This window comes from Paenarthrobacter sp. AT5 (assembly GCF_032764245.1).
Classification (GTDB): domain Bacteria; phylum Actinomycetota; class Actinomycetes; order Actinomycetales; family Micrococcaceae; genus Arthrobacter; species Arthrobacter ureafaciens.
The window spans coordinates 2,889,736-2,913,697 of sequence record NZ_CP136441.1; the positions used below are offsets into that span (position 1 = coordinate 2,889,736).

22 protein-coding genes, 1 pseudogene and 1 riboswitch are annotated in these 23,962 nt (G+C 64.5%); of the genes and pseudogenes, 3 read left to right on the forward strand and 20 right to left on the reverse strand.

Annotated features, from left to right (window positions below):
• Nucleotides 1-144: 144 nt before the first annotated feature.
• The 14 genes and pseudogenes from RI444_RS13300 to RI444_RS13365 form a co-directional block, all read right to left on the reverse strand.
• Nucleotides 145-828, reverse strand: a pseudogene (locus RI444_RS13300) (magnesium chelatase domain-containing protein); the annotation flags it as partial.
• Entirely contained in the window at nucleotides 828-1,193 is a 366-nt protein-coding gene (locus RI444_RS13305) for a YraN family protein (protein WP_170828544.1), read from the reverse strand. The gene RI444_RS13305 and the pseudogene RI444_RS13300, both read right to left, overlap by 1 nt.
• Nucleotides 1,194-1,301: 108 nt before the next feature.
• Nucleotides 1,302-1,637, reverse strand: a complete 336-nt coding sequence (locus tag RI444_RS13310; protein ID WP_021470793.1) for a DUF2469 domain-containing protein — start codon at nucleotides 1,635-1,637, stop codon at nucleotides 1,302-1,304.
• A gap of 67 nt (nucleotides 1,638-1,704) precedes the next feature.
• Nucleotides 1,705-2,475, reverse strand: a complete 771-nt coding sequence (locus tag RI444_RS13315; RefSeq protein ID WP_021470794.1) for a ribonuclease HII — start codon at nucleotides 2,473-2,475, stop codon at nucleotides 1,705-1,707.
• Nucleotides 2,476-3,432, reverse strand: coding sequence for a signal peptidase I (gene lepB / locus RI444_RS13320; RefSeq protein WP_242703045.1), 957 nt, complete (start codon nucleotides 3,430-3,432; stop codon nucleotides 2,476-2,478). It lies immediately after the preceding gene.
• Entirely contained in the window at nucleotides 3,433-4,107 is a 675-nt protein-coding gene (lepB, locus tag RI444_RS13325; protein ID WP_021470796.1) for a signal peptidase I, read from the reverse strand.
• A gap of 82 nt (nucleotides 4,108-4,189) precedes the next feature.
• Nucleotides 4,190-4,543 carry a 50S ribosomal protein L19 gene (gene rplS, locus RI444_RS13330; RefSeq protein WP_014922079.1) on the reverse strand — a complete coding sequence of 118 codons (354 nt, stop codon included), beginning with the start codon at nucleotides 4,541-4,543 and terminating at the stop codon, nucleotides 4,190-4,192.
• Nucleotides 4,544-4,793: 250 nt separating this feature from the next.
• Complete coding sequence (gene trmD / locus RI444_RS13335) at nucleotides 4,794-5,597, reverse strand: tRNA (guanosine(37)-N1)-methyltransferase TrmD (RefSeq protein ID WP_021470797.1); 804 nt, start codon at nucleotides 5,595-5,597, stop codon at nucleotides 4,794-4,796.
• Nucleotides 5,594-6,133, reverse strand: coding sequence for a ribosome maturation factor RimM (gene rimM, locus RI444_RS13340; protein WP_021470798.1), 540 nt, complete (start codon nucleotides 6,131-6,133; stop codon nucleotides 5,594-5,596). Before rimM ends, trmD begins: the two co-directional genes overlap by 4 nt.
• 127 nt (nucleotides 6,134-6,260) lie before the next feature.
• Entirely contained in the window at nucleotides 6,261-6,503 is a 243-nt protein-coding gene (locus RI444_RS13345) for an RNA-binding protein (protein WP_207604503.1), read from the reverse strand.
• A gap of 1 nt (nucleotide 6,504) precedes the next feature.
• Complete coding sequence (gene rpsP / locus RI444_RS13350) at nucleotides 6,505-6,915, reverse strand: 30S ribosomal protein S16 (RefSeq protein WP_031216024.1); 411 nt, start codon at nucleotides 6,913-6,915, stop codon at nucleotides 6,505-6,507.
• 190 nt (nucleotides 6,916-7,105) lie between these two features.
• Nucleotides 7,106-7,546 carry a hypothetical protein gene (locus RI444_RS13355; RefSeq protein ID WP_166183141.1) on the reverse strand — a complete coding sequence of 147 codons (441 nt, stop codon included), beginning with the start codon at nucleotides 7,544-7,546 and terminating at the stop codon, nucleotides 7,106-7,108.
• Nucleotides 7,547-7,666: 120 nt separating this feature from the next.
• The gene (locus RI444_RS13360) at nucleotides 7,667-8,539 is read right to left on the reverse strand and encodes a VOC family protein (RefSeq protein ID WP_207604502.1); all 873 of its coding nucleotides are present in this window, start codon (nucleotides 8,537-8,539) and stop codon (nucleotides 7,667-7,669) included.
• 77 nt (nucleotides 8,540-8,616) lie between these two features.
• Nucleotides 8,617-9,699: an amidohydrolase family protein gene (locus RI444_RS13365; RefSeq protein ID WP_021470803.1), complete on the reverse strand. Its 1,083-nt coding sequence runs from the start codon at nucleotides 9,697-9,699 to the stop codon at nucleotides 8,617-8,619.
• 84 nt (nucleotides 9,700-9,783) lie between these two features.
• Nucleotides 9,784-9,892, forward strand: a riboswitch (TPP riboswitch).
• On the opposite strand from RI444_RS13365, the gene thiC reads away from it, so the two are divergent.
• Nucleotides 9,887-11,719: a phosphomethylpyrimidine synthase ThiC gene (thiC, locus tag RI444_RS13370; protein ID WP_207604501.1), complete on the forward strand. Its 1,833-nt coding sequence runs from the start codon at nucleotides 9,887-9,889 to the stop codon at nucleotides 11,717-11,719. (Overlaps the previous riboswitch by 6 nt.)
• Here the strand turns inward: thiC and RI444_RS13375 are convergent.
• Both RI444_RS13375 and ffh read right to left on the reverse strand, forming a co-directional pair.
• Complete coding sequence (locus RI444_RS13375) at nucleotides 11,706-12,428, reverse strand: alpha/beta fold hydrolase (protein ID WP_069694967.1); 723 nt, start codon at nucleotides 12,426-12,428, stop codon at nucleotides 11,706-11,708. The two genes, thiC and RI444_RS13375, sit on opposite strands and share 14 nt — an antisense overlap.
• An 88-nt stretch (nucleotides 12,429-12,516) precedes the next feature.
• Nucleotides 12,517-14,094 carry a signal recognition particle protein gene (gene ffh / locus RI444_RS13380; protein WP_021470806.1) on the reverse strand — a complete coding sequence of 526 codons (1,578 nt, stop codon included), beginning with the start codon at nucleotides 14,092-14,094 and terminating at the stop codon, nucleotides 12,517-12,519.
• Nucleotides 14,095-14,262: 168 nt separating this feature from the next.
• Here ffh and RI444_RS13385 point away from each other — a divergent pair, with 168 nt between their 5' ends.
• Nucleotides 14,263-15,717, forward strand: coding sequence for a glucose-6-phosphate dehydrogenase (locus tag RI444_RS13385; RefSeq protein ID WP_242703044.1), 1,455 nt, complete (start codon nucleotides 14,263-14,265; stop codon nucleotides 15,715-15,717).
• Nucleotides 15,718-15,841: 124 nt separating this feature from the next.
• On the opposite strand, the gene RI444_RS13390 is transcribed toward RI444_RS13385, so the two are convergent.
• Together RI444_RS13390 and RI444_RS13395 are read right to left on the reverse strand one after the other, a co-directional pair.
• The gene (locus RI444_RS13390; protein ID WP_017199639.1) at nucleotides 15,842-16,180 is read right to left on the reverse strand and encodes a P-II family nitrogen regulator; all 339 of its coding nucleotides are present in this window, start codon (nucleotides 16,178-16,180) and stop codon (nucleotides 15,842-15,844) included.
• The gene (locus RI444_RS13395) at nucleotides 16,177-17,514 is read right to left on the reverse strand and encodes an ammonium transporter (protein ID WP_021470808.1); all 1,338 of its coding nucleotides are present in this window, start codon (nucleotides 17,512-17,514) and stop codon (nucleotides 16,177-16,179) included. The genes RI444_RS13390 and RI444_RS13395 overlap by 4 nt, the downstream gene beginning before the upstream one ends.
• Before the next feature lie 247 nt (nucleotides 17,515-17,761).
• Here RI444_RS13395 and RI444_RS13400 point away from each other — a divergent pair, with 247 nt between their 5' ends.
• Nucleotides 17,762-18,982, forward strand: coding sequence for an MFS transporter (locus RI444_RS13400; RefSeq protein WP_031216026.1), 1,221 nt, complete (start codon nucleotides 17,762-17,764; stop codon nucleotides 18,980-18,982).
• A gap of 59 nt (nucleotides 18,983-19,041) precedes the next feature.
• On the opposite strand, the gene ftsY is transcribed toward RI444_RS13400, so the two are convergent.
• Nucleotides 19,042-20,241: a signal recognition particle-docking protein FtsY gene (gene ftsY / locus RI444_RS13405; protein ID WP_021470810.1), complete on the reverse strand. Its 1,200-nt coding sequence runs from the start codon at nucleotides 20,239-20,241 to the stop codon at nucleotides 19,042-19,044.
• A gap of 20 nt (nucleotides 20,242-20,261) precedes the next feature.
• Nucleotides 20,262-23,849: a chromosome segregation protein SMC gene (gene smc / locus RI444_RS13410; protein WP_207604499.1), complete on the reverse strand. Its 3,588-nt coding sequence runs from the start codon at nucleotides 23,847-23,849 to the stop codon at nucleotides 20,262-20,264.
• Nucleotides 23,850-23,962: the final 113 nt, after the last annotated feature.

The following is a 23,962-nucleotide window of genomic DNA, read 5'->3' on the forward strand; positions in this document are numbered from 1 at the left end:
ACGACGAAATGGCTTAGCCCACTGGTCTTCATCGCCGGGTCGAGGTCCGTGCTCACGGCTCGCCGTCTTCCACGCTCGCGCGAATGGTTGACGGTAAATCTGTCCCCGCTCGTCGGCCTCACGCATGCATGGTTAAGGACATAGACCCGGAGGTCCGGTCAGCAGCATGTGGTGACCACCGGCCGCTGCGACCTCCAATGCCTGCCGCGCTTCGGATTGGCCGGATACGTCGCTCAGGTCGGGCGGCAGGGCTTCCGTGCAGCCGTCCCCCTCAGGCGCGTCCTCCGCTGGTGGGTCAAAGTCCAAAGCCAGCTCTTTGGGATCTGCGCCAAAATCGTAGGCCAGCCGCGCGAGCGTGGTGTACCCGCGGACGTGCGCGCCCGGCACCAACCTGGCCTCTGCTGCGTTTGCTTCGGCCACCACAATGTCCGGGTAGCCCGCATTCACCGCAGCCATGACGGCGGGCAGGATACCCCTCACGGGCCTCAGCCTGCCGTCCAGGCCCAGTTCGGCGATGAACACCGTGCCGCTGGTTGACCTGACGTCCTCGGCAGCCTGGAATGCCGCCATGGCAATAGCAAGGTCAAACCCCGAACCCCGTTTCGGCAGCGATGCGGGGATCAGGTTGGCGGTGATCTTCCGCCTGCTCAAGGGAATCCCGGAGTTCCTGGCAGCAGACCGGATCCGTTCCTTGGCCTCATTCAACGCAGCGTCCGGAAGACCCAGGATCACAAAGGCGGGGAGCGTTTGGCCGATATCGGCCTCGACTTCCACGATGTAGCCGTTCAGCCCCACGAGGGCTACTCCGTAGCTGCGCCCGACGGCCATCAGCACACATCCCGGAGGTGTTCGACGTGCGGTGACCCCACGCCGTCGTGGATAACGCCCACGACGTCCACGCGGCGGCGCGACGGGTTCACCCCGCGTTCCCTGCACCATGAGGATGTCAGCCGATGAAGCCGGGCCAGCTTCTCCGGTCCCACTGCTTCAAAGGGATGGCCGAAGGCCACGTTTCGCCTGGTCTTCACCTCGGCGATGACCAGGGTGTCGCCGTCAAGGGCGACGATGTCTATTTCGCCTTCCCCGCACCGCCAATTGCGATCGACAACCTGCATTCCCTGGCCTTCAAGAAATGCAGCGGCCACGCTTTCGCCTTCGCGGCCAAGAACGTCCTTTGCTCGCATGAGCACCACCTCCGCCACCAAGCCTTCCGGCTGGCGACCTTTGAGGGCAGCTCATGATGCGTCTATGTGGACAATCCATCCACACGGGACGAATGTGGAGGAAAAGTGGAGCGGGAGCTAGTTGCCGAGATCCCCCAGGTCGCCATCCTTGGGCAGCGCCAGGTCCTCGTTGCGGGGAAGTTCCTCCACATTCACGTCCTTGAACGTGATCACGCGGACGTTCTTGACGAAGCGCGCAGAACGGTAGACGTCCCAAACCCAGGCATCCTGGAGGGTCAGGTCGAAGTAGACTTCACCATCGGCGCTCCGGGCCTGCAGGTCCACGTGATTGGCCAGATAGAAACGCCGTTCCGTTTCAACCACGTAGCTGAACAGCCCGACCACATCCCGGTACTCGCGGTAGAGCTGCAGCTCCATGTCGGTTTCGTAGTTCTCAAGGTCTTCGGCGCTCATAGTTCCATCTTGCACCATTGGCCGGATCCACAAAGCCAGGAGCGTCGGGCCGGCACTCCGCGGCTCGTCAAGAGACCTCCGGGCCCGTCAGATGCCAGCTTGTCCGGTGGTACGCGCTTGGGCCCCGGGTCCGGATAACCTCACGGTGCGCGGGAGTGGCGTAGCCCTTGTTTTCATTCCATCCGTACGCCGGAACCTCGGCGTGCAAATCAACCATGATGCGGTCCCTGGCGACTTTGGCCAAGACACTGGCTGCGGCCACGCTCAAGCAGCTCATGTCCGCCTTGATACGGGTGTGGACCGGAGCCTCACAGCCGGGCCCCTCCGGCGCCGCGTCGAACAGCGAAACCTGGACTTCAGGAGAAAGCCAATTGTGGCTGCCATCCAACAACACCACATCCGGCGTGATGCCTCCGGAGAGGATCTCGCACCATGCCCGGGTGCCGGCAAGGCGAAGGGCGGCGATGATCCCGATCGAGTCGATTTCCTGCGACGAGGCATGCCCCACCGCGCTGGCAACAGCCCACTCCCTGACCAAGGGCTCCAACCTGTCCCTGTCCTCGGGCTTGAGGAGCTTGCTGTCCCGGACGTCGGCCAGCAGCGGATGATCCTCAAGGTTCACCACGGCAATTCCAACACTTACCGGACCTGCCAGCGCACCCCGGCCCACCTCGTCAACGCCGGCGAGGAGCCGGGCACCGGAGGCCAGGAAGGTGCGTTCGACGTCCAGAGTGGGAAATTCCACAACCTGCTTCGCCCTGGCCTTCAGGCCGCCTTTGAGTTTCGCCTTTGCCTTGGCCGGGGCCGTGCCTTTGGTTCGGTTTGCTGCCGTTGCCATCTACTTACCTGTTGTGCCGGCGGGTACATTCTTGAAAACGTCGGAGTGGCTGTCCAGGACGCTCCACCTGCTGATGGGCCACGCGATGACTTCCGCTTTGCCCTCCACATCCTCAATATTGATGAAGCCACCGTTGGCCTCCTGATGCAAGCGTGAGTCCGCCGAGTGGTTCCTGTTATCCCCCATCACCCAGACCTTGCCCTCGGGAACAACCACATCGAAGGTGTCCGGGGTGGGCACCTCTGCGGGATTGATGTAGGTCTCGTCCAAGGGAACGCCGTTGATGCTCACCCGTCCCCCGGCGTCGCAGCACGTCACATGGTCTCCGGGCAGTCCAATAACACGCTTGACCAGGTGCTGTTCGCTGTCATCGGCCATGAGGCCAACGAACTCAAGGGTGTCACCGACCCAGTCCATGGGGCCCGCCGGCTTCTTCTCGATCGGCGTCAACCACCCCTGGGAGTCCTTGAAGACCACCACGTCCCCGCGGGCCACGTCGAAGGGCCCCGGTACCAGCAGGTTGATGAAGATCCGGTCGTTGACGTCCAAGGTAGCTTCCATCGACTCGGACGGAATCCAGAACGCACGGAACAGGAATGTCTTCAGGAGGAAAGACAGCACCAACGCGATGGCCACCACCGTGACGATTTCCTTGAGCCACACAATCGCCACGTTCTGCGTGCGTTTGCCTCCCCGTGCGTTACGCGAAGCCCGGGTGTCGTCGGCACCCGCGGTACCCGTTTCCCGTTCAGTGGCACCTTCGGTACCCGTTTCCCGTTCAGTGGCACCTTCGGTACCCGTTTCCCGTTCAGTGGCACCTTCGGTGCCCGTTTCCCGTTCAGTGGCACCTTCGGTACCCGTTTCCCGTTCAGTGGCACCTTCGGTGCCGGGGGTTCCATCCAAGAGCCGCGCGTCGTCGTCGTGCCTCTCGGGATTTTCTGGAACTCTGTCCGGCATTTAGTGTCCGTTCTTTGTCGGGGTGGCCTGCGGGTAGCGAGGCATCTCTGCAAATCTATCAAGTGGCCAGATAATCCGGACCGGCTTACCGATAACCCGGTCGATCGGAACCATACCGCCACCTGGCGCCCCCAGCAGCGCCCTGGAATCGGCGGAACGGGAACGGTGGTCGCCCATCAGCCACAAGCGCCCCTCGGGCACAACGACGTCGAACTTTTGCTTACTCGGCTCGTCGCCCGGAAAGAGGTAGGGCTCCTCAACGGCCTGGCCGTTGACCGTCACGCGTCCGGCGTCATCGCAGCACTGCACGTGGTCACCGGGAATACCCAGGACCCGCTTCACATAGGTGGTATCGCTGCCTATCAGGCCGAACCACTGCCCGGCGGCGTTGACGGCGTCCACCAAGGGACCCTTTCCACTGCTGAGCGGGGCAAAGGAACCGCGGCCGTCGAAAACCACGACGTCGCCCCGGGCAATGGGTTCATCGCTGAAGGCCGTCCTGGATACAAGGATCCTGTCGCCTGTTTCCAGGAGCGGTTCCATGGATTCGGACGGGATGTAATAGACGTCGATCCACAGCGACCGGACCAGGCCGCTGATGGCCACCGCGAGCACCAGCGCCAGCAACGCAAAACGCCAGCCCTGTTTCCGGGGCTGGCGTTCTGCTGTGTCCATGACTCGTATCCTGTGTTGCGTTGCGGATTGCTCCGGAACCCTCCGGGCACGAATCCTGGACCCGTTGCGTAAGTTGGTGGACTTACTTGGCGAAGTCGCGCTTTTCCTTGATCTTCGCAGCCTTACCGCGCAGTGCGCGCATGTAGTAAAGCTTGGCGCGGCGGACGTCACCCTTGGTGACGACCTCGATCTTGTCGATGATCGGGGAGTGTACCGGGAAGGTACGCTCTACGCCGACACCGAAGGAAACCTTGCGTACGGTGAAGGTTTCGCGAACGCCGTCACCCTGGCGACCCAGGACGAAGCCCTGGAATACCTGGACGCGGGAGTTCTTGCCTTCGATGATGTTGACGTGAACCTTGAGGGTGTCGCCCGCGCGGAACTCCGGAACATCGTTACGCAGCGAGGCTGCATCTACGCTATCGAGGATATGCATTAATCCACTCCTGGTGAACGCCACAGGTCATTCACTTTGGGTCACGGCGGACAAGCCCGGGGCAGTGAGGCCCACGGAAATTTCCGCCGAAGATTCTTTGTGAACGGTGCCGCCGCTGATTGGCGCCACCGTTTGTCCGACTGTTGGCTGAACTCCCCCTGTGGCAGGTGGCAGCCCAGTAGACACAAGGGTTAATTCTGCCATAAGCGGCACCAACGAGCCAATCAGGCCAGTCAGCGCCCGACGGCGGTCAGGACCTTTCGTCCGGGACGGCACCAGGGCGGGGGCTCAGGCGCCCGTCAACGACGTCGTAGCCCAGGTCAGCCAGTGCGGTTCGGTCTGCGCGGCTCAATCCGGAGGCGTCAAAACCGGCAAGGAGGTCCGGCCGGCGTTCCGCTGTGCGGCGGAACTGCTGGTGCTTGCGCCACTGCGCGATCTTTCCGTGGTTGCCGCTGAGGAGGACGTCCGGCACGTCATGCTCCCGCCAGGATGAAGGCTTGGTGTAGACCGGGTACTCCAGCAGCCCATCGGAGTGGGACTCCTCAACCAGGGACTCCGGGTTGCCCACGACACCGGGCAACAAGCGGCCGATTGCTTCCACCATCGCAAGCACCGCCACTTCGCCACCGTTCAGGACGTAGTCCCCCAGGCTGACCGGGCGTACCGTGAAATGCTCATGCGCCCAGTCGATAACCCGTTCATCAATGCCTTCGTAGCGGCCGCACGCGAAAACGAGGTGCTCCTCCTCGGCGAGCTCGTAGGCGAGTGCCTGGTTGAAACGCTCTCCGGCCGGGGATGGCACAATCAGGACCGGCTTCTTCTGCGCGTCCGGGGCCACGGACTCCAGCGCCCGGGCCCACGGCTCGGGCTTCATGACCATGCCTGCACCGCCGCCGTAAGGGGTGTCGTCCACTGTCCGGTGCTTGTCGGAGGTGAAAGTCCGGAGGTCGTGGACATTCAGTTCCAGGATCCCGTCCTGGCGGGCCTTGCCGATGAGCGAGAGTTCCAGGGGCGCGAGGTACTCCGGGAAGATACTGACGACGTCGATCCTCATTCAGCGGACCCCTCGGCGGGTTCGGCGTCGTCGTTGATCTCGAAGAGCCCTGCGGGCGGAGTGATGAGGATGTAGCCCGCCTCAATGTTGACTTCGGGGACGATCTCATCCACGAACGGAATGAGGATTTCCTTGCCGTCTCCGGTTTCGACCACGAGCAGGTCCTGCGCCGGCATCGTATTGAGCGCCGCGACCTTCCCCACTACCTGGGAGCCGACCCTGGCCTGGAGGCCCAGCAGTTCGTGCTCATACCAGCCTTCGTCGTCATCCTCATCAAGGTCTTCGGTTTCGATGAAGAGCTTGGCTCCGCGGATCAGTTCCGCTGCGTTGCGGTCTGCCACTTCCTCGAAACCGAGCAAGAGGATGTCCTTGTTCCAGCGGGCGCTGCGGACGGTCAACGGTCCGGAGGAGGCCGGCTCCACTACGAACTCTGTTCCCGCGACGAACCGCTCAGCGGGAGCGTCGGTCAGTACCTGGACCGTGACCTCGCCGCGGATGCCGTGGGGTTTGCCGATCCGGGCCACCTGGAGCTGCATGGGTTCCTCTGAATTCTGGTTTCATCCGCGGGCCGTGGCCGCGGGGGTGTTTGGTTGATAAAGCAATCCGGCCCCTCCACCATATTCGGTGGAGGGGCCGGACCAAAGGCAAATAATGCTGAGCGCGTTACCGGCGGCGGTCGGTGTCGACGACGTCAACCCTGACCTGATCGCCACCGGCCAAAGCCGCAACCACCGTGCGCAGTGCGCGTGCGGTGCGTCCTTGGCGACCGATTACCCGGCCGAGATCGTCCTGGTGAACACGCACCTCGAGGGATTCCCCGCGGCGGTTGTTCTTGCCACTGACCTTGACATCGTCCGGACTGTCAACAATCCCACGGACCAGGTGTTCGAGCGCTTCTGCCAGCAACTTACTCAGCCTCGGTGGTCTCTGCTTCAGCCTCGACGGCTTCTTCCTTCTTGGCCTTCTTGGTGATGGCTTCCGGAATGATGACGGAACCCTTCTCCGGAGCCACGAAAGCTTCCTTCGGAGCCTTGGTCTTCAGGGTGCCTTCCTGGCCAGGCAGGCCCTTGAACTTCTGCCAGTCACCGGTGATCTTGAGGATCGCGGCAACCTGCTCGGTCGGCTGGGCGCCAACGGACAGCCAGTACTGGGCACGCTCGGAAGCGACCTCGATGTACGACGGCTCTTCGGTGGGGTGGTACTTGCCGATTTCTTCGATGGCACGGCCGTCGCGCTTGGCGCGGGCATCCATGACGACAATGCGGTAGTACGGTGCGCGCATCTTACCGAAGCGCTTAAGGCGAATCTTTACGGCCACTTTTGTGGTCACTCCTGTTTCTGAAACGAGGGTGAACCCGACGTTCTGCACCCGTGGGGCGGGCCATACTAGGGGGTTCGAAGGACAAGATACGAGCACGGAGAGAGGGGCCGCACCGATCGAGTACCTGTCTATTGTGCCAGATGACAGGAGTATTTACGACTTCGCCCCGCGCACTTGCCTGCGAGGTTCAGGAAATTGACCACACATACAGGCCGGCGCGGTCGATTTTTTCGACATCGCTGGCAAGTGCAGCCAACTGCTGGACGTACCCGCGGGATTCCGCAGCGCCGAACGGCATGTCCTCCTGGGCAGCCCAGGCCTCTGCGACGTCGTCCAGCACGTTGCCGTCGCCTTCGCTCTGGTAGGTCAGCAGCTCGGCGAGGGCCCGCACCATTGCTTCCGGAACACCCAGCAGCGAATCGCTGGTGACGTCCACCAGGGCGAGTTCATAATCAGCGCCGGAGGCGTGCACTGCCTGCCCTGCAAGATCACCGAGCTGCTCCACCTCAAAATCGGTGATGCCTTCGATGCGCACAGCAGAACCGGCCACATCGGCGCCGCGTTCGAGTGCAGCTGCCCGCTTGAGGGCTTCATCGTGGGTGGCTACAAAGATTTCGGCAAAGCCCATGGAACGTACTCATTTCCTTCGTGCTGACATGCCCCGCCCAACCGCGGGAGGCTGCGCAGGACATGGAACCGGCACCGCCATCGCCTAGCCTAATGCAGCCACGCGCCGGCGGATGCCGCCTCAGCGGACGGCAACCCGCAGCTGGTTGCGCCACGGATCCTCGAAGCGGAGCTCAAGGCCGGTGTGGTGGCTTTGCAGGCCGGCCACGCGGAGACGGTCGGCGAGCGCTGCGACGTCATCATTCGACGGGACTTCGATGAGCACTTCACCCAGGCCCAGAGTGTCCTTGCGCGGGCCCGCTCCCCTGCTGTTCCAGACGTTCATGGCCATGTGATGGTGGTAGCCGCCCGCCGAGACGAACAGCGCCTGGCCATGCCACCCCGCGGTCTTTTCAAAGCCAAGGGTGTCAACGTAGAACTTCTGCGCTGTGGAAACATCGCCCACCTGGAGGTGGACGTGCCCGATCCCGGCTGCGGCCCCCTGCTGCCCCACGATGGCGGCCTCGCTCAGGTGTTGCTGGAGGTACGCCTGCGGAGGCAGCGCCACGTTGTCCATGACCACGTTCTTGCCGTCCCATTGCCAGACGTTCCTCGGCTTGTCGTAGTACAACTCGATGCCGTTACCTTCGGGGTCGGTGAAGTAGAAGGCTTCGCTCACCAAGTGGTCAGCGCTGCCAACGAACGCGCGGGGTTCGTACTGCCCGGCCGTGGCAATGGTGGCGGCGAGGGACGCTTGGTCCTCGAACAGGACTGCGGTGTGGAACAGCCCCGCTTCCCCGCGCCCGGGCAGCTGCAAGCCCGCTGCGGGAGCCAGATGGACCACCGGCTTCCCCAGGCGGCCCAGGTACAGGCCGCCGTCCTGCTCCGCTATGACCTGCAGGCCGAGGGCGCGCTGGTAATAGTCGCTCATCACCTTCATGTCGCCGACCCTGAGCATGACAGTGCCCATGGTGAGTTCGGCTGGCAGGAGGTCCTGGCTGGATGGCGTGGTCATGTGATGCTCCCGGTAGTTCGGCGGCCGCCTTTCGGCACGTTCTACCTTACTAAATTACTTGAAGCTTCAATTTATTCCTAACGAACGATGGTGCCCCGCAGAACCACGTGGCTAAGTTCACGCACGGTAGCCAGGGCGCGGCGGGGATCCTCCCTGCAAAGCACGACGTCGGCACTCGCCCCTTCGCTGACGCCCTCGGCTCCCAGCCACCTCCGGGCGCCCCACGCAGCAGCCTCGAGGACCGCTGAAGGCGGCAGGCCGGCGTCGTGCAGTTCCTGCATCTCGTCGGCTATGCGGCCATGCTTGATAACGCTCCCGGCATCAGTGCCGGCATAGATGGAAACACCGGCTTCATAGGCCTCGAGGACCCGTTCGCGCCGGCGCCCCCACAATGCGGTCATGTGCTGCGCGTAGTCGGGGAACTTGGGCCCGGCCTGGGCCGCGATATCGGGGAACGTGGCAATGTTGACCAGGGTGGGAACGATCGGGACACCCTGTTCCACAAGCCGCGGGATGTGCCGCGGCAGGAGCCCGGTGGCATGTTCGATGCAGTCGATGCCGGCATCGAGCATGTCATCCAAGGTTTCTTCCGCGAAGCAATGCGCGGTTACCCGTGCGCCCTCGTCGTGGGCTGCAGCGATGGCGTCCTTTACCACCGCCGCCGGAAAAGAAGGCGCCAGGTCTCCCACGCCGCGGTCGATCCAGTCGCCAACCAGCTTGACCCAACCGTCGCCGTCGCGCGCTTCCTTTCGAACGGTCTCCACCAGCTGCTCCGGCTCCACCTCGTGTCCGAGGCCGCGCAGGTAGCGCCGGCTCCTCGCAATGTGCCGTCCCGCCCGGATCAGCCTTGGCAGGTCCGTACGCTGCTGGACCCACCTCGTATTGGCCGGGGAGCCGGCATCACGGACCAGCAGCGTCCCGGCGGACAAATCGGTACGGGCCTGCTCCAGGGTGGTGGCCTCATCCACTGCCCCGCCGGCTCCCAGGCCAATGTGGCAGTGGGCATCAACGAATCCGGGCAGGACCCAGCCCTCCAGCACGGTATCCGGGGCAGCTTCCGGACGGCTGAAGGTCAGGCGGCCGTCCACGGACCACAGGCCCCGGCGTTCCTCATGCGCGGAAACCAGCACCGGACCGCTGAATTCAATGATGTTCGGCATGGCAGAAGCTTAGTGCCGGCGGCCACAGTCCGGATCCGGACCGCATATGACTGGGAGCACCCGCCGCAGCTGTGGTAGCTTCGTCCCTGACCACACGGGAGCCCCTGCAGGGGCTGAGAAAAGGACTGAAGCAGTCTGCGACCGTTGAACCTGTCCGGGTAATGCCGGCGAAGGAAGTGAGTAATCCTTGAGCACCACAGAAACACAGCACAGCCCTGCCCAAAACCTGACAGCTCCCGGCGGGGACGCCGTCACGCAGTCGCTGAAATCCCACTCGCTTGCCTGGGTGGAGGACCCTGGCCACGGCATCCGCGTCCCGGTGACCGAGATTGCCTTGGAGCCCTCCCCCAACGGGAAGGCCAACGATCCGCTGAGGGTGTACCGCACGGCAGGGCCGGGCAGCGATCCCGTCGTCGGGCTTGAACCCTTCAGGGCCGCATGGATCCAGGCGCGCGGCGATACGGAAAGCTACACGGGCCGGGAACGCAACCTGCTCGACGACGGCAAGTCAGCCGTGCGCCGCGGTGCGGCTTCAGCGGAATGGAAGGGAGCGCAGCCCGTGCCCCGCCGCGCCGTCGACGGCAAAAGGGTCACCCAGATGCACTATGCCCGGCAGGGCATGGTCACCCCGGAAATGCGCTTCGTGGCCTTGCGGGAGAACTGCGACGTTGAACTGGTCCGCAGCGAGGTGGCCGCCGGCCGCGCCATCATCCCCAGCAACATCAACCACCCCGAGTCCGAGCCCATGATCATCGGCAAGGCATTCCTGGTGAAGATCAACGCCAACATCGGCAACTCAGCCGTGACGAGCTCGATCGCCGAGGAAGTGGACAAGCTGCAGTGGGCCACCCAGTGGGGAGCGGACACCGTCATGGACCTCTCCACGGGAGATGACATCCACACCACCCGTGAATGGATCATCCGGAACTCCCCCGTTCCCATCGGCACCGTCCCCATCTACCAGGCCCTGGAGAAGGTCAACGGCGAGGCGAACAAGCTCACGTGGGAAATATTCCGGGACACCGTGATCGAACAATGCGAACAGGGTGTGGACTATATGACCATCCACGCCGGCGTCCTGCTCCGGTACGTGCCGCTGACAGCCAACCGGGTGACCGGAATTGTTTCCCGCGGCGGCTCCATCATGGCCGGCTGGTGCCTTGCCCACCACCAGGAAAACTTCCTCTACACGCATTTCGACGAACTGTGCGAAATCTTCGCCAAGTACGACGTTGCCTTCTCGCTCGGAGATGGACTGCGGCCCGGCGCCACCGCAGACGCCAATGATGCCGCACAGTTCGCGGAACTGGATACCCTGGCGGAGCTGACGGAGCGGGCCTGGAAGTACGACGTCCAGGTCATGGTCGAAGGCCCGGGCCACATTCCGTTCCACTTGGTGCGTGAAAACGTGGAACGGCAACAGCGGTTGTGCAAGGGCGCGCCGTTCTACACCCTGGGCCCGTTGGTCACTGACGTCGCGCCAGGCTACGACCACATCACCTCGGCCATCGGTGCCACGGAAATCGCCCGGTACGGCACAGCGATGCTTTGCTACGTGACCCCTAAGGAACATCTGGGGCTGCCGAACAAGGACGACGTCAAAACCGGAGTCATCACATACAAGATTGCAGCCCACGCCGCAGACCTGGCCAAGGGCCACCCCGGCGCGCACGAACGCGACGACGCGCTGTCCAAAGCGCGGTTCGAGTTCAGGTGGAGGGACCAGTTCGCACTCTCACTGGACCCGGTGACCGCGGAGTCCTTCCACGATGAGACGCTTCCCGCTGAACCCGCCAAGACCGCGCACTTCTGTTCCATGTGCGGGCCGAAATTCTGCTCCATGCGCATCAGCCAGGACATCCGGGATGAATACGGTTCCGCCGAGGCCCAGGCGGCCATAGCGGAGATGTACAGCGGCATGCGCGAAAAGAGCGAGGAGTTCCTCGCGACCGGAGGCAAGGTCTACCTGCCCGAACTCCAGCTGCCGGCCCGCGGTGACCAGCGGCTCACGACGCCCTGACCGACAAACCCCGTCCGACGTCGGCAATGAAGGACCGGATGAACCGGTCGCCGTCGGCGGAGTCCTGGGGACGGTGCCCTCCAGCAGCTACGCGGTGGAGGGCGCCGGTATCCCTCAAATACCCGGCAATTTCCTCGTACAACGGCTCCCAGCCGCCGGTCAGCACCAGCGTGGGAACACCGGGCACAATGTGCAGGGGCGCTTCCCACGGCGGGGCCTGCAACCTCAAACGCCGGGCTGAGCGCCGCGCTTCCGGTGTCTGCAGGCCGCCCGCCTCAGCAGCGTAGGCCCGCCGGAAATACTCACGCTCATAGTCGGCGTCGCCGAGTTGGCTACGGACATCGAACAAGGGCTGCATCAGGGCGCGGTGCGACGCCGTAGCGGGAAGTTCGGCCGTCAAGGACAAGCACGCCGGTTCCACCAAGGACAACGAAAACACCAGGTCCGGGCGCTCCACCGCGGCGAGCATGGCGGAAATGGCACCCTGTTCGTGGGCAACCACGTGTCCCCCGCCCGAGTCGGCCAGCGCGTCAACAAGGATGGCCACATCCGCGGAAATGTCCGACTCAAGGGGCTCGGCCACGGGATCGAAACCGTGCCGCCTCAGGAAAAGGCAGTCATACCGCAGGGCAAGGCCATGCTGTTTTGGCCAGGCCGCAGCGCCGAAACTGCCCAGGCCGTGGACAAAAACTACGCGCTGTTTGTGCATTGGACCAGCCTATGCGAGGGCTGCGACATCACGGGAGGACGACGGGGCATACCGGGCTGACCGGAGGCCGGTCAGCCTTGCCTGCGCTTTATTTACCCAGGAACTTGTCGAAGCCCTTGGGCAGGTTCAACGAGGACGGATCGAAGTCAGCGGCGCCCTGGCCGAACGCTGCACCCTTGGGAGCAGCCGCGGCAGCTGCGCGCTTGGCCTCTGCCTCGCGCAACTCCTGCGCAGCCTTGGCGGGGTTGCCCGAACGCGCCTTCTTCTTGGGGGCGTTCTTGCCTCCCTTGCGGCCGCCGCCGGGTCCACCCAGGCCGGGCATTCCCGGCATACCGGGCATGCCGCCGCCCTGCGCCATCTTCTTCATCATCTTCTGAGCCTGGGCGAACCGCTCCAGCAGGCCGTTGACCTCGGAGACGTGGACGCCGGAGCCCTTGGCGATACGGGCACGGCGGGAACCGTTGATGATCTTGGGAGCCACGCGCTCGTGCGGGGTCATGGACCGGACAATCGCCTCAACGCGGTCAATTTCCCGTTCGTCGAAGTTCTCCAGCTGCTGCCGGATGTTTTGCGCACCCGGCATCATCATGAGCATCTTCTTCATGGAGCCCATGTTGCGGATCTGCTGCATCTGGGCAAGGAAGTCGTCCAGCGTGAAGTCTTCCTGGTCGGCGAACTTCTTCGCCATCCGGGCAGCTTCTTCCTTGTCCCAGGCCTTCTCAGCCTGTTCGATCAAGGTCAGGACATCGCCCATGTCCAGGATGCGCGAGGCCATGCGGTCCGGGTGGAACAACTCGAAATCGTCGAGCCCTTCACCCGTGGAAGCGAACATGACCGGTTTGCCCGTCACGGACGCTACTGACAGCGCGGCACCACCGCGGGCATCGCCGTCGAGCTTGGACAGGACGATGCCGGTGAAGTTGACGCCTTCGTCGAAGGCCATTGCCGTATTCACGGCGTCCTGGCCGATCATGGCGTCAATGACGAAAAGGACTTCGTTCGGGATGATCGCCTGGCGGATGCGCCGCGCCTGGTCCATCATTTCGGCGTCGACGCCGAGGCGGCCGGCGGTGTCAACGATCACGACGTCGTGAAGCTTCTGGCGGGCTTCCTCGACGCCGGCCTTGGCCACGGCCACCGGATCGCCTGCCGGGTGTTCAAGTTCAGAGGTGGCGCCCGGGTGCGGAGCAAACACCGGAACGCCTGCGCGCTGGCCCACCACCTGGAGCTGGGTGACGGCGTTGGGCCGCTGCAGGTCGCAGGCAACGAGCATGGGGCTGTGGCCTTGGGACTTAAGCCACTTGGACAGCTTGCCCGCGAGGGTCGTCTTACCCGCACCCTGGAGGCCGGCCAGCATGATGATGGTAGGGCCGGTCTTGGCCAACCTGATGCGCCGCGTTTCACCGCCGAGGATCTCCACGAGTTCCTCGTTGACGATCTTCACGATCTGCTGGCTCGGGTTCAGCGCCCCGGACACTTCAGCGCCGAGCGCACGCTCGCGGATCCGCGACGTGAACTCACGGACCACGGGAACCGCGACGTCGGCATCCAGCAGGGCGCGGCGTATCTCCCGGACTGTGGCGTCGACATCGGCCTCCGACAGGCGGCCCTTGCCACGGAGGTTCTTGAAGGTTGCTGTCAACCGGTCAGAGAGTGAATTGAACACGCGCCGTGCACTTCTTTCGATGGTCTGCGAATGGCGGCCTTGCGGCTCACCGGAGTCTTTGACGTTCCTGCCCCAACAATGTGTCTCAACCCTAATAAATCAGCGTCAACTAGGGGACTCGACTATCTAGGGTACCAAGTCGCGTCCACAAGATGGCATGCTGGCACAGTGACCAGCAAAACAACTGTGAAAACGTTGCTCATTCTCGGCGCTTCAGGCGACCTCACCGGCCGCCTGCTCCTTCCGGGACTTGCCGGCCTCCTTGCCACAGGCAGGGTTGGCGGGCTTCGACTGGTCGGGGCCGGGTCCGATCCCTGGACCGCTCGGCAGTGGAAGGAACGCGTGGACACATCCTTCGCTGCAGCCGCCGGCGCCGCGGAAAGCGCAGGCCGGTCAGTACTGGACTCGGTGGCCGCATCCACGGAATACCATCAGGTCGACGTCACGGCGGACGGCAGGCTCGCCGACTTGCTGGCGCGTCTGGAAGGGCCGGTTGCCATCTACTTCGCCCTTCCCCCGGAAGTCAGCCAGAAAGCCTGTGCCCTCCTGCGCCGTGACCAGCTTCCGCCTGGAACCCGGCTGGTATTGGAGAAGCCTTTCGGCGCGGGGCTGGAATCGGCCCGGGAACTGAACAAGGTACTTGCCGCGCTGGTCCCGGAAGACCACATCCACCGGGTGGACCACTTCCTCGGCAAGGCCACGGTGCTGAACATCCTCGGACTGCGTTTCGCCAACCGCTTCCTGGAACCGGTGTGGGACCGCGACCACATCGAAAAAGTCGAGATCATCTTCGACGAAGACCTGGCTTTGGAAGGCCGTGCCCGCTATTACGACCATGCCGGCGCCCTCAAGGACATGATCCAAAGCCACCTGCTCCACATCATGGCTTTCCTGGCCATCGACGCCCCCGCCTCCATCGACGAACGCGATCTCCGTGACGCCGTGGCCGCGGTCCTGCGTGCCAGCAGCATCAAGGCCCCGTTCCAGGATTCGACCCGCCGGGCCCGCTATACAGCCGGGAAGCTCGGCGAGCGCACCATTACCGACTACGCGGCCGAGCCGGGCGTGGACCCCGCCAGGAACACCGAAACCCTCGCCCAGGTCACGGTGGAGATCGACAATTGGCGCTGGAAGGGCGTCCCGTTCATCCTGCGCTCCGGCAAGGCGATGGGCCACAAACGGAAGGAAGCCGTGGTGACTTTCCGTCCCGTGCCGCATTTGCCGGTCGGGTTCTCCGGCGTCGACTCCCCCAACCACCTTCGGATCGGTTTCGGTCCCGACGTCCTGCAGCTCGACGTCGACGTCAACGGCCCTGGCGACGTGTTCACCCTGGACCGGGCGAGCTTGATCACCGAGCTCAACGCTGCCGGCATGCTGCCTTACGGCGAAGTCCTGGAAGGCATCCTTACCGGCGATCCGCTCCTCTCCGTCCGCGGTGACACCGCGGAGAACTGCTGGCGGATCATGGAACCCGTGCTCCGTGCCTGGGCGCAGGATGCGGTCCCGCTGGAGGAGTACGACGCCGGCAGCCAGGGGCCGGCAGCGTGGGGCACCAGCGGCGGGCGCAGCGACAGCGGGCACACCGGCAGTAACAGTCCTGCGGCGGCAAGTCACAGGGGCTGACTGTCCCACGGTGGCTGACTGTTTCGGGACGGCTGACTGTTAACGGCCAAGCGGGCCGGGTACCTTTTCGGTACCCGGCCCGCTGTTCGTTTCCCGGATCAACAGCCGGGGTCCGGCCGTCCGCCTAAATGGCCGCCGCGCCGCGCTCCCCGGTCCTGACACGGACCGCTTCGTAGACGTCCACGGTCCAGACTTTCCCGTCACCGGCCCGGCCGGTGTTGGAGCTTGCAATGAGGACATCCAGGATGTCGTCCGCTTGTTCGTCGGTGGCAAGAACCTCGATGCGGATCTTGGGCAGCAGGTCCACGTTGTATTCAGCACCGCGGTACACCTCCGTGTAGCCCCGCTGCCGGCCGTAGCCGCTGGCCGCGCTGACCGTCAACCCCTGGACGCCGTACGCTTCCAGGCCTTCCCGGACTGCTTCAAGCTTCTCCGGACGGACGATCGCTGTAATGAGTTTCATGCCTGGACACTCTCCTTGCCTTCGGCTGCGGTGGCCTTGGATTCCACTGCGGCGTCGTTCTTGCCGGTCATCACGTCGTGCAGCGGCTGGAAGCTTCCACCGTGGCCGCCTACACCGAACTCGTAGGCCGTCTCGGCGTGGAGGCTGAGGTCAACGCCGACGTTCTCCTGCTCAGTGGAGACCCGGAAGCCCATGGTCTTGTGGATGGCCAGGGCGATGATCGCCGTCATGATGGCGGAGAAGGCGATGGCGATGCCGGCCGCTGCGAGCTGCGCCCACATCTGGGCCATGCCGCCACCGTAGAAGAGGCCGCCGCCCACGCCGTCCACCGGCTTTGCGATGAAGCCCAGTGCTACGGTTCCGATGATGCCGGAGACCAGGTGTACTCCCACCACGTCCAGGGAGTCGTCGAAGCCCCAGCGGAACTTCAGGCCTACGGCGAGGGCGGACGCGATACCGGCGACCAAGCCCAGGCCCAGGGCGCCGATGGGATCGACGTTGGCGCAAGCCGGGGTGATGGCAACGAGGCCTGCCACGACGCCGGACGCAGCGCCGAGGGACGTCGGGTGGCCGTCGCGGATGCGTTCGGTGATGAGCCAGCCGATCATTGCTGCGGCCGGAGCTGCGAGGGTGTTGACCCAGATGAGGCCGCCCTGCTCAGCGGTGGTTGCCGCGCCGCCGTTGAACCCGAACCAGCCGAACCACAGGATGGCTGCACCGAGCATCACGAAGGGAATGTTGTGCGGGCGGTGGTTGGGGTCCTTGCCGAAGCCGCGGCGGTTGCCGATGATCAGCACCAGGACGAGTGCGGCCACGCCGGCGTTGATGTGCACTACCGTTCCGCCGGCGAAGTCGATGGCCGGGCCGAGCGCCTTGCCGATGGCACCCTCGGGACCGAACAGGCCGCCGCCCCACACCATGTAGGCCAAGGGGCAGTAGACCAGCGTGACCCATACGGGAACGAAGAGGCTCCAGGCGCCGAACTTGGCACGGTCGGCGATCGCGCCGCTGATCAGGGCCACTGTGATGATGGCGAACGTGGCTGCGAAGCCTACCTTGATGTAACCGTCAGGAGTGGCGTCCACTCCCGCCAGTCCAAATGATGCAAACGGGTTCCCCACGATCTCCATGAAGCCCTCGCCGGAGCTCATGGATGCCCCCCACAGCACCCATACAACGCCCACGATGCCGATGGAGATGAAACTCATCATCATCATGTTCAGGGCGGCCTTGGCCCGTGTCATACCACCGTAGAAGAATGCCAATCCCGGTGTCATGAACAGCACAAGCGCTGCCGCCACCATGACCCATACGTGACCTGCGGTAAGTTCCATGGTGCACGTCCTCTCTTGCTAGTACTGCGGTTCGTCCGCTGTCCTGACGCCTTTTGCGTCCTGCAATAAAGTTTTGTGCCGCAGTGTTTCACCTGCGCGGGATTTAGATTGCGGGCCTGTTACATCAACCTCCCCAACGTAAATGATGCATAACCTCGTTGTTACGGATATGTTTCATGCGTCACACAGGCCCGGGACGAGTACCGCGCCCACGCAAAAACCTTCGACCCTGACAGGACCACCCCGGATGCCACAGTCGCCCCGATCCACCCAGCCACCAAGGATCAGGCAGCAGAGGGAGCCGCTTCCCCGCGACGTGAAGGTCATGCTGGCCGCCGCCTTCCTCATCGCCCTGGGTTTCGGGCTGGTGGCCCCGGTACTGCCGCAATTTGCCACGACCTTCGACGTCGGCGCGACGGCCGCCGCGGTGATCGTCAGTATCTTCGCCTTCATGCGCCTCGTCTTCGCGCCGGCGGGCGGGCAGCTGATCGTCCGCTTCGGGGAGCGGAGCGTCTATGTGAGCGGGCTGCTGATTGTTGCCGCATCGACTGCGGCCTGCGCTTTCGCGCAAAACTACTGGCAGTTGTTGATCTTCCGCGGCCTGGGCGGAGCGGGTTCGGTGATGTTCACCGTCGCCGCCATGGGCCTGCTGATCCGGCTGGCGCCGCCGGAGCGAAGGGGCCAGGTTTCGGGAGCCTACGCTTCGGCCTTCCTGATCGGCAGCGTCCTGGGGCCCGTGGTGGGCGGACTCCTGGCCGGTTTCGGCCTGCGCGTGCCGTTCCTGGTGTACGCCGCTGCCCTGCTGCTCGCCGCCGTCGTTGTGCGGACGATGTTGACCGGCACGAACCAGCTGGGTGAGGAGGCACGGCACGCGCCTGCCATGACGCTGAAAGAGGCACTCGCCGATTCGGCCTACCGGGCGGCCGTCTTCTCAAGTTTCGGCAACGGCTGGGTCACCTTCGGTGTGCGCATGGCCACCATCCCCTTGTTTGCCACGGCCGTCCTGCAGTCACGTCCGGAAACGGCGGCGTGGGCGCTTGCTGTGTTCGCCATGGGTAACGCACTCGCTTTGACGTTCTCCGGCCGGCTTTCGGACTCCTGGGGACGGAAGCCGCTGCTTATCCCGGGATTGGTCATCACGGGAGCCGCTACGGGGCTCATCGGCGTGACCGGTGACCTGGTGTGGTTCCTCGTTGCCTCCGCAGTGGCGGGTTTCGGCTCCGGCTTGCTGGGCCCGGCGCAGCAGGCCGCCGTCGCCGATGTGATTGGCCGGGGCCGCTCCGGTGGCCGCGTCCTGGCAGTGTTCCAGATGGCGGCCGATACCGGAGCCATCATCGGCCCGGTGGTTGCCGGGCTCCTGGCGGACCAGTTGGGCTACGGCTGGGCTTTTGGAATCACCGGCGGGGTGCTCCTGGTGACCGCGGCAGCGTGGCTTCCCGCCCGCGAACCCGCGGTTAAACAAAACTGACTGGCAACAGGGGTTGCTCTGAACGCTCAGAACAACCCCTATTGCCAGTCAGTTGAGAACTAGTTGAGCAGTGCGTCCACGAAGCCCTCGGCGTCGAAAGGCGCGAGGTCGTCGGGCCCTTCGCCCAGGCCGATGAGCTTGACCGGCACGCCCAGCGTCTTCTGGATCGCGACCACGATGCCGCCCTTGGCGGTGCCATCGAGCTTGGTCAGGACGATGCCGGAGATGTTGACCACCTCGGCAAAGACCCGCGCCTGGTTCAGCCCGTTCTGGCCGGTGGTGGCATCCAGCACCAACAGGACCTCGTCCACTTCGGCCAGCTTTTCGATGACGCGCTTGACCTTGCCAAGCTCGTCCATCAGGCCGGTCTTGTTCTGCAGGCGGCCCGCGGTATCCACCATGACAACATCGACTTCCTGGTCGATGCCGGCCTTGACTGCCTCGTAGGCCACCGAAGCGGGGTCCGCGCCGTCGATGTCCGACTTCACCGTGGGCACGCCCACGCGCTGGCCCCACGTGGCGAGCTGTTCGGCCGCTGCCGCACGGAAGGTGTCCGCTGCTCCCAGCAGGACGTCCTTGTCTTCAGCCACCAGGACACGCGCCAGCTTGCCCACCGTGGTGGTCTTGCCGACGCCGTTGACACCTACCACCAGCACGACGGCGGGACGGTCACCTTGGCGGGCGACGTTCAAGGAACGGTCCATGGACGGGTCAACGAGCTTGATGAGTTCTTCCCGGAGCATGGCCTTGACATGCTCCGGATCGCGGGTTCCCAGGACCTTGACGCGCTCGCGCAGGGACTCCACGAGTTCCATGGTCGGTTCTGTTCCAAGGTCTGCCAGGAGAAGGGTCTCCTCCACCTCGTCCCACACGTTCTCGTCGATCTTGTCACCCGAAAGCAGGGCCAGCAGGCCCTTGCCCAGGATGTTGTTGGACTTGACCAGGCGTGCGCGAAGACGGGTAAGGCGGCCCTCCACGGGTGCCGGGGTCTCCACGGCAATGGTTTCCAGCCCGGCGGCATCGTCCGGGACCAAGGTCTCTTCGAGGGAGCCGTGACGGCCGGGCGCGGGGGCGGGCTCCGGCCGGTCCTCCACCAAGGTTCCGCCGCTTGCTGCCGGCGACTGGAGGGGGTCGTTGGCGTCGCGGGTCCCGGGGTATTTGGAGCCGGACTTACGGGCCTTGAGCAGGACCGGGACCAGTCCGCCAATCACCACGAGCGCAGCGACTATGGACAGGATTATGGGTAGGAAATCGTTCACTCCCCTACCTTCTCACACAGCTAGGCCCCGTCCCCGAGGCGTTGGCTGATAACCGTGGACACACCGTCCCCGCGCATTGTTACCCCGTACAAGGCATCGGCCACTTCCATGGTCCGTTTCTGGTGCGTAATGACGATCAGCTGGCTGGACTCACGCAATTCCTCGAAGATCGTGATGAGGCGGCCAAGGTTGGTGTCGTCCAACGCGGCTTCCACCTCGTCCATGACGTAGAAGGGCGAAGGCCGCGCCTTGAAAATCGCGACGAGCAACGCCACTGCGGTGAGCGACCGCTCGCCGCCTGACAAGAGGGAGAGCCTCTTGATCTTCTTGCCGGCAGGCCTCGCCTCGACCTCGATCCCTGTGGTCAGCATGTCGTCCGGATCGGTCAGCACCAAGCGGCCCTCGCCGCCCGGAAAGAGGCGAGCGAAGACGTGGTCGAACTGAGCGGAGGTGTCGGCGAAGGCCTCAGTGAACACCTGCTGGACGCGGTTGTCGACTTCCTTGATGATGTCCAGCAAGTCCTTCCGGCTGGCTTTGAGGTCTTCCAGCTGGGAGCTGAGGAACTGGTGCCGTTCCTCCAAGGCCGCGAATTCTTCCAAGGCCAAAGGGTTGACTTTGCCCAGCGAAGCGAGGTCCCGTTCAGCCTTCTTCAGCCTCTTCTCCTGCTCGGCACGGACAAACGGAACACCGTGGAGAAGGGGTTGCCCGTCCTCGTCAACGGGCGCCCTGAGCTCCGCCCACTTGTCCGTTTTTCCAGTACTTGCAGTTGCGGGCACCGGAACCGGCTGGTCCGGACCGTACTCCGCCACCAACTGCCCTGCGGACATCCCAAGTTCGTCGATTGACCTGGCTTCAAGCGCCTCAATACGCAGTCGCTGCTGCGCACGGGCCAGCTCGTCCTTGTGCACCGAATCGGTCAGCTCCGCCAATTCCTTGGCACGTTCCTCGTTGACGGAACGGACGTGGGCAAGTTCCTTGTCGAGTTTTTCGCGGATTTCCTCGGCCAGGTCCCGTTCGCCCGCCGCGAGCTCCACGGAGATGTCCAGGAACCGGAGCGTGTGCGTGGCTCCCGCCTGGACGGCTGCTGCCCGGGCTGCCTGGGCACGGCGCCTTTGCGCGCGGCGTGCGGCCTCCTCCCGGGCCCGGCGTTCGGTTGCTGCAGCCCTTTCCAGCGAGGCGGCCCGGTTGCCCACGGCGCCGAGCTGTTCCTCTGCGGTCCTGAGCGCCAGCCGTGCTTCCATTTCCTTGGCCCGTGCGGTGCGGGCCTGTTCGGCAAGTTCGTCCCGGAGATCGGTGGAGGGTTCATCGTCGGGGGCTTCCTGGGCTGCTTCCAGGCGCTCGGAGGCCACGTCCAGATCCATGGTGGCTTCGGCGATGTTCGCCTCGGCTTTGGCCAGCGTGGCCGCAAGCCTTTCACTTTCCCCTACGGCGCCACGCAGGACGGAGTTCAGGTGTCCCAACCGTTCGGCCACGGCCGCCAGCCGGGCATCGGATTCGTGCAGCTTCTCCAGCGCAGCGTCTGCCCGGTCCCGGGCTTCAGCCTGCCGCGCCTTCGCTGCCGCCAGGCGGAAACGGTTGCGCTCCAAACCGGCGGTAACGTCCTGGAGCCTGGCAACGGCGTCGTCGACGGCGGCCTGGACCTCGATCAACGACGGCACGGTCGCTGATCCGCCGTGCGCGGCCAATGATGTCAACACATCGCCTGACCTGGTGACCGCCCTCAGCCCGGGGCGCTCAGCGATCAGTTCCGCCGCTGCTGCCAGGTCCTCGACGACGACGGCCCCGGCCAGGAGGGCAAGCGCACTCTGGGCCGGCGCTTCAGTGGCTTTGACGACGTCATGTACCCACCGGCAGCCCTGCGGCAACGCGCCGTCGTTGGCGGTCTCCGGCCCGTCGCTGCTAGCCAGAAGCAGGACGGCACGTCCGGCGTCGTCCGCCCTGAGGGTGCTGAACGCAGCCAGGGCTGCTGCGGTATCGGCGGCGACCAAGGCATCGGATGCCTCACCCAAGGCTGCAGATACCGCTGTTTCGTAGCCGGGTTCGATGGCGAGCATCCCGGCCAAGGGCCCGAGGATGCCTGTAACGTCCCCACCGAGCAGCCTCTGCGAACCGTCCCTGCGGTTCAGGCCCAGCTGCAGTGCGTCGCGCCGGGCAACCAGCGCGTCGCGTTCCCGCAGGGCGCCGCGCTCGGCGGCCTTGAGTTCTTCGATCTCGGCGGTGACTGCATCGAGGACCTGGTTGGCTTCCTCGTAATCGGCGTCGAGGCTTTCCTCGCCGTCCTCGACTCCGGCAACCTGGGATTCGAGGGCGGTGAACTCGCTGTGTGCGGAACGGCGCCGCTCATCGGCAGCTGCGAGCGATTCCCGGATACGTCCGCGTTCGGCTTCGGCAGCATCCACCCGCGAACGGGCCGCGGCCGCTTTCCCGGCGAGCCGGGCCAAGCCTTCCCGGCGGTCTGCCGCTGCCCGCAGCATGGCGGTCAAGCGCTTGTCCTCGGCGGCTGCGAGCGCCTCCGCGCTGTCCTTGGCCACGGTAGCTTCCAGGAGGGCCGCCTGCTTGGCGAGGACATCGTGTTCCAAAGCTGCTTGCTCCTGACGCACCTTGGCCGCTTGGCGTTCAAGTTGTTCAGGGTCGCGGCCGGAATCCGGCAAGGCTTCCGAGGCCCCCAGGAGACGCCGACGCTCACCCGCCAGCGAGGCCAGGGAACGGAGCCGTTCCCGGTTTGCCGAAAGTTGGTACCAGCGATCGCGTGCGGCGTTGAGGCGCGGCGTTGCTTCAGCGGCGCGCTGTTCCAGCTCTGCCTGCCGCTGCCGCCCGTGACCGAGTTCCGCTTCAACCACCTGACGGCGTTCCTTGAGGGCAGCTTCATCGGCCACGTCCTGCTCCAGGCTGCTGGTGAGCTGCACCAGGTCGTCGGCCAAAAGCCTTGCTTTGGCATCGCGGACGTCGAACTGGACCGTTTGGGCGCGGCGGGCGATTTCTGCCTGTTTGCCCAGGGGCGTCAGTTGGCGGCGGATCTCTGCGGTCAAGTCTCCCAGCCGCGAAAGGTTGGCCTGCATCGCCTCCAGCTTGCGGACTGTCTTTTCCTTGCGCCGCCGGTGTTTGAGGATACCGGCGGCTTCTTCGATGAAGCCCCGGCGGTCCTCCGGAGTCGCGTGCAGCACCCGGTCCAGTTGGCCCTGGCCGACGATGACGTGCATCTCCCGGCCAAGTCCCGAATCGGAAAGCAACTCCTGGATATCCAGCAAGCGGCACGGCACACCGTTGATGGCGTACTCGGAGCCACCGGTGCGGAACAGGGTGCGCGAAATGGTGACTTCGCTGTATTCGATGGGAAGCGCGTTGTCGGTGTTGTCGATGGTGAGCGACACGTGTGCCCTGCCCAGGGGCGGCCTGCCGGACGTGCCGGCGAAGATGACGTCTTCCATTTTGCCGCCACGCAGGGTCTTGGCCCCTTGTTCGCCCATGACCCACGCCAGGGCGTCAACGACGTTGGACTTGCCGGAGCCGTTGGGCCCCACCACCGCAGTGACTCCCGGCTCGAAGTCGAACGTCGTGGCCGACGCAAACGACTTGAACCCGCGGACGGTCAAACTCTTCAAATGCAAGGTGGTTGGTTCTCCTGGATGGCCCCGGTGGCGGTATCCCACTAAATCTACTGCGGATTTGTTGAAAACCCGGGATCCATGGCGGGAAAGCCTTGCGGGCACCCGCCCGCATC

Excerpts from the sequence above, each read along its gene's own strand:
- RI444_RS13395 (WP_021470808.1), bottom strand. The coding sequence starts at position 17,514 with ATGGAACTTACCGCAGGTCACGTATGGGTCATGGTGGCGGCAGCGCTT.
- RI444_RS13365 (WP_021470803.1), bottom strand. The coding sequence starts at position 9,699 with ATGCCGAACATCATTGAATTCAGCGGTCCGGTGCTGGTTTCCGCGCAT.
- RI444_RS13375 (WP_069694967.1), bottom strand. The coding sequence starts at position 12,428 with ATGCACAAACAGCGCGTAGTTTTTGTCCACGGCCTGGGCAGTTTCGGC.
- lepB (WP_242703045.1), bottom strand. The coding sequence starts at position 3,432 with ATGCCGGACAGAGTTCCAGAAAATCCCGAGAGGCACGACGACGACGCG.
- RI444_RS13355 (WP_166183141.1), bottom strand. The coding sequence starts at position 7,546 with ATGGGCTTTGCCGAAATCTTTGTAGCCACCCACGATGAAGCCCTCAAG.
- RI444_RS13315 (WP_021470794.1), bottom strand. The coding sequence starts at position 2,475 with ATGGCAACGGCAGCAAACCGAACCAAAGGCACGGCCCCGGCCAAGGCA.
- RI444_RS13360 (WP_207604502.1), bottom strand. The coding sequence starts at position 8,539 with ATGACCACGCCATCCAGCCAGGACCTCCTGCCAGCCGAACTCACCATG.
- RI444_RS13310 (WP_021470793.1), bottom strand. The coding sequence starts at position 1,637 with ATGAGCGCCGAAGACCTTGAGAACTACGAAACCGACATGGAGCTGCAG.
- RI444_RS13390 (WP_017199639.1), bottom strand. The coding sequence starts at position 16,180 with ATGAAACTCATTACAGCGATCGTCCGTCCGGAGAAGCTTGAAGCAGTC.
- rplS (WP_014922079.1), bottom strand. The coding sequence starts at position 4,543 with ATGCATATCCTCGATAGCGTAGATGCAGCCTCGCTGCGTAACGATGTT.
- rimM (WP_021470798.1), bottom strand. The coding sequence starts at position 6,133 with ATGCAGCTCCAGGTGGCCCGGATCGGCAAACCCCACGGCATCCGCGGC.
- lepB (WP_021470796.1), bottom strand. The coding sequence starts at position 4,107 with ATGGACACAGCAGAACGCCAGCCCCGGAAACAGGGCTGGCGTTTTGCG.
- trmD (WP_021470797.1), bottom strand. The coding sequence starts at position 5,597 with ATGAGGATCGACGTCGTCAGTATCTTCCCGGAGTACCTCGCGCCCCTG.
- RI444_RS13400 (WP_031216026.1), top strand. The coding sequence starts at position 17,762 with ATGCCACAGTCGCCCCGATCCACCCAGCCACCAAGGATCAGGCAGCAG.